Annotated in this window: 3 protein-coding genes; all 3 read right to left on the bottom strand. The window is 73.1% G+C overall.

Translation table 11 applies throughout. The annotated features are described in order from the left end of the window. Window positions 1-3429: PAS domain S-box protein (locus ABD056_RS22425; protein WP_343870481.1), on the bottom strand; the 3429-nt coding region annotated here is incomplete at its 3' end. Next, the gene (locus tag ABD056_RS22420) at window positions 3371-3727 is read right to left on the bottom strand and encodes a hypothetical protein (protein WP_343870480.1); all 357 of its coding nucleotides are present in this window, start codon (window positions 3725-3727) and stop codon (window positions 3371-3373) included. The genes ABD056_RS22420 and ABD056_RS22425, both read right to left, overlap by 59 nt. A gap of 11 nt (window positions 3728-3738) precedes the next feature. Continuing rightward, window positions 3739-4855, bottom strand: a 1117-nt coding sequence (locus ABD056_RS22415; RefSeq protein ID WP_343870478.1) for an FIST signal transduction protein, incomplete at its 5' end; no start/stop codon positions are given.

Raw genomic sequence — 4855 nt, 5'->3', positions numbered from 1 at the left:
TTGCGTGGCGGCGCCGGGCAACAGCCCCGCCAGCCCCGCCGCCGCCTCGCCGGCGGCCGGATCGCAGGCCTCCAGCTGGCCGCGCAGCACGGCCGCCCTGGCCGCCACCGCCGCCGGGGAGCGATCCGCCGCCACCGGCTCGGGCGGTGCCGCCGGCCGGGCCGCGGCAAGCACCCGGTCGATGCCGTCCAGCACCGTCGTCGCTGCCGCCATGGCATCGGCCGCCAGCCGGTCGGCCTGCGCCGCATCGGGCGCCGCGCTGCGGGCCAGATGCTCCAGGCGGCCGGTGATGTCGGCCAGCGCCGTCGCCCCCAGGGTGGCGGCGGTGCCCTTCAGCGTGTGCGCCGTCGCCGCCAGCCCGGCCCAGCCTTCGGCGGCCAGGATCTCCGGCAGGCGGAACACCTGCGGCGCCTGGGTGGCGGCGAAGTCGGCCAGCAGCCGCAGCAGCAGGCGGTCGTTGTGGTTGAGGTTGCGCCGCGCCGCCTCCAGGTCGAGGCCGGGCACCTGCGCCGGCAGCACCGCCGCGTCAGCCGCCAAGGACGGCGACGGGGACGGGGACGCCGGCGCGGCGGCGGCGCCATCCGTCGCCGGCTCCAGCCAGCGCTGCAGCACCCGCGTCATCTCGGACAGGTCGATGGGCTTGGCGATATGGTCGTTCATGCCGGCCGCCAGACAGCGCTGACGGTCGCGTTCCATGGCGTGGGCGGTCATGGCGATGACCGGGATGGCGTCGAGACCCAGCTCGCCACGGATGCGGCGGGTGGCCTCAAAGCCGTCCATGCCCGGCATCTGCACGTCCATCAGCACGGCGGCGAAGTCGTGCGGCTGGCGCAGCCGGTCCAGCGCCGCGCGGCCGTCGCCGGCGACGCTGACGGTGGCGCCCAGTTCCTCCAGCAGTTCGGTCGCCACCAGCTGGTTGATGGCGTTGTCCTCCACCAGCAGCAGGTGATGCCCGGCCAGCGGCTGGGCGTCCGCCGCCGTGGTCCGGGAGGTCGCGGAGGCGGCGGCGCCGGCGGCACTCGCTCCCCCGGCCGGTGCCATGTGCAGCACGGTCATCAGGGCGTCGAGCAGGCTGGACGGTGTCACCGGCTTTTCCAGCACTGCGTCCACCGCCAGATCGCCCAGGGTTTCCACCAGATCGTCGCGGCCGAAGGCGGTCAGCATGATGACCGGCGCGGTGATGCCGGCGGCGCGCAGGCGCTGCAGGGTGGCGACGCCGTCAAGGTCGGGCATGCGCCAGTCGAGCAGGATGACGTCCACCGCCGGCCCGGCCAGGCGCAGGCAGTCGAGCCCGTCCGCCGCCGTCTGGGTGTGCAGGCCGAAGCGGGTGAGGATGTCGGCGGCGATGGCGCGGGCGGCGGCGCTGTCGTCCACCACCAGCGCCCGCTTGCCGGTCAGGCTGTGCGGCACCGCCGCCTGCGGCGCGGCGGCGTCGGCGGCAATGCCCACCGGCAGGGTGACGGTGAAGGTGGTGCCGACGTCGACCGTGCTTTCCACCGCGATGGTGCCGCCCAGCAGCCCGGCCAGTTGCGAGGCGATGGCAAGGCCGAGGCCGGTGCCGCCGAACCGCCGGGTGGTGGAGCCGTCGGCCTGGGTGAAGGGGCGGAACAGGCCCTTCACCTGCTCCGGCGTCATGCCGATGCCGGTGTCCTGCACGGCGATTTCCAGGCGGAAGCCGCCGCGGCCGTCGGGCTCGCCGCCGATGGCCACCACCACCTCGCCGCGGGCGGTGAACTTCACGGCGTTGCCCATGAGGTTGAGCAGGATCTGGTTGAGCCGCAGCGGGTCGCTGACCAGGGTGGCGGGCACCGCCGGGTCGATGTCGACGATCAGCTCCAGATCCTTGTCGCGGACCCGCGGCTGGATCACCACCGCCACGTCGTGCAGCAGGCGGGTGAAGTCGAACGGCACCCGCTCCACCGTCATCTTGCCGGCCTCGATCTTGGAGAAGTCGAGAATGTCGTTGATGACGCCGAGCAGGGTGCGCGAACTGGCCTCGATCTTGGTCAGGTAATCGCGCTGCCGCCCGCTCAGGTCGGTCTGGCCGAGCAGGTGGGACAGGCCGATGACGGCGTTCATGGGGGTGCGGATCTCGTGGCTCATGTTGGCCAGGAAGTCGCTCTTGAAGCGGTTGGCGCGCTCCGCCTCCTCCTTGGCGCGCTGCAGCTCCTCCATGATCTGCTTGCGGTCGCTGATGTCCTTGTGGATGCCGGTGATGCGCACGGCGTTGCCATCGGCGTCGGTTTCCACCAGCTTGCCGGCGCTGAGGATCCATACCCAGTGGCCGTCCTTGTGGCGCAGCCGGAACTCGACGTCATAGGTCGGCATCTCGCCGGCCAGGTGGCGGCGCAGAACCTCCGCCACCGGCCCGGCGTCGTCGGGGTGCAGCAGGCGTTCCCAGGTGCTGCCGTGGCTCGGCAGTTCGCCCGGCGCATAGCCGAGCATGGCGAACCACTGGTCGCTGTAGTAGGCGTCGCCGGTCTGCGGGTTCCAGTCCCACAGGCCGGTGTCGGAGGCATCGAGGGCCACCTTCAGCCGGTGCTCGCTCTGTTCCAGGGCGCGCTGGATGGACTTGCGCAGGGTGATGTCGCGGAACACCCCGACCGAGCCGACCCGGCGCCCGTCCTCCACCAGCGGCACCGACACCATGGAGACCGGGAACAGGGTGCCGTCGCGGCGGGTGAAGTGCTCGTCCTCGCTGCGGTAGGTGCCGCCGGTGGTGATCGCCTGCAGGGTCGGGCAGTCGCGGGCCGGCAGCGGCGAGCCGTCGGCCCGCTGGTAGTGGACGGCATCGTGCAGGCTGCGGCCGCGCAGGTCGTCCAGGGTCCAGCCCAGCAGCCGTTCCGCCTCCGGGTTGAGGAAGGTGGTGCGGCCGTCGGCATCCAGGCAGAACACCCCTTCCCCCAGCGCATCGGTGATGCTCTGCAGGAAGCGGCGGCTGTCGTTGAGGTCGGCTTCCAGGCGCTTCTGGGCGGTGATGTCGGTGCGGATGGCGATGTAGCTCTGCGGCCGGCCGTCCGGGCCGGCCATGGGCACGATGGTGGCCGCCACCCAGTACAGGTCGCCCGACTTGGCGCGGTTGCACACCTGGCCGTGCCACACCCGGCCGGCGGAAATGGTCTGCCACATGTGGTCGAAGAAGGCCGGCTCGTGCAGGCCGGAGCCGATCAGGCGGTGGTTGCAGCCGATCAGCTCATCCTGGCTGTAGCCGCTGATTTCGCAGAACTTGCGGTTGGCATAGATGATGTCGCCGTCGGCGTCGGTGATGCTGACGATGGCGTGCTGGTCGAGGGCGAACTTCTGCTGTTCCAGGGCCTGCTGCGCCGCCGCCCGTTCCTCGATCACGGCGACGATCACCTGCGACAGCTCATCAATCCCGTGCGCCGCCACGGCCGAGGCGCCGGTCAGGCTGGCGACGGTGGCGCGCAAGGAATCGAGCGCCGCCGTCTGGGCCGCCGCCTTCCGCCTGCAGGCGGGCGTTGGCCTGCATCAGGTCTTCCGAACTGAGCATCAGGCTGCGGCTGCGCAGATCCATGTCGCGGTCGAACTGGTCGTAGGACTGGTCGACCCGCCCGAGCAGCCGCTCCAGCCCCGACAGCAGGCCGCGCGCCTCGGCGCTCAGGCCGTCCTGCGCGGCGAGCGCCGCCACCTCGGCCAGTGCCGCCGGCAGGTGGGCCGGGTCGGCGATGCCGATGCGGCGCAGCTGGTTTCGCAGCATCCGGTGCATGGCCGCCTCCCTCACGCCTCGCCCAGGACCGCGACGGTCATGGTCTGGTTGTGCAGGCGGCAGCCGGCGGCCTGGCTGTGCGGCCCCAGCTCGCCGTAGGAGTAGAAGCCGGCGACCGCCAGATCACCGCCGGCGCCGGCGCCAAGGGTGTCGAGCACCGCCTCCACCTCCTCGTCCACCCGGTCGCCCATCACCAGCTTGCGGCCGACGCAGCTGACCAGCAGGGCCAGCGCCGCCCATGGCGCCGGCGCCGGTTCCAGGCAGGCGGCGGCGGCCCGTTCGGCGCCGTCCACCAGGGCATCGGTACCGGCCGCCATCATGCGCAGCAGGCCGCCTTCCTCGACGTCGCCGGCCAGCAGCAGCGACCCCGCCGCCTCGTCGATGCCGAGGATGGTGCGGATGGTGCCCTGCGACATGGCCTCGGCGCACAGCATCTCGAACGGGAACAGCAGCCCGGTGGCCGGCAGGCCGGCGGCGTGATCGCCGAGATAGCGGCGGTAGACGTCCAGCGCCGGCTCGCCGTCCAGGCTGTAGAGGATGTTGCCGTCGGCGCGGGTCACCCGCCGGGTCGGGCCGAACGGCTGCCAGCCGCCGAACGATCCCACCTGCAGGCGGAAGCGGTCGCCGTGGAAGCCGACCGCCACCGCCGCCGGAGCCTCGCCGTCCTGCGGGCCGATCACCAGGGTGTCGCGGAAGGCGCCGTCGTCGCCGGCCAGGCCGCCGCACACCGGCACCGCGTGGCCGACGGCGGCGGTCAGGCCGTCGATGAGGGCGCTGCCGTTCATGGCGGTGCCGCGGCCGAACAGCAGCACGGCGGCTGGCGGCTGCGGCGCCCCCGCCAGCAGCGCCTGACCCAGGCGAAGACCGGCCGCCAGCGAGTCCTCCGGCCCGGCCATGGCGGTGGTCACCACCTGCACGGCGGTGTCGTCCAGGCGCAGGGCGGCGACGACGCAGGTGCCGTCCTCCACCACCGCGCCGGCGATCTCTCCGCCGGTGGAGCAGCCGGCCAGCAGCGCGCCGGGGAAGGCGGCGCGCACGGCGGCGCGGTCGCCCGCCTGCCGCAGCAGCGCGACCGAGCCGAACACCAGCACCAGATCGGGCGCCAGGGCGGCGAGCGGGGCGCAGGCG

The sequence above is a fragment of the Caenispirillum bisanense genome (assembly GCF_039523075.1).
GTDB classification, from domain to species: Bacteria; Pseudomonadota; Alphaproteobacteria; order Rhodospirillales; family Rhodospirillaceae; genus Caenispirillum; species Caenispirillum bisanense.
Note: the sequence above shows the minus strand (reverse complement) of the source record. Positions and strands in the feature narration are given on the sequence as shown.

What these genes read in the sequence shown, in the direction of transcription:
- ABD056_RS22420 (WP_343870480.1), bottom strand. Translation starts at nt 3,727, where the DNA reads ATGCACCGGATGCTGCGAAACCAGCTGCGCCGCATCGGCATCGCCGAC.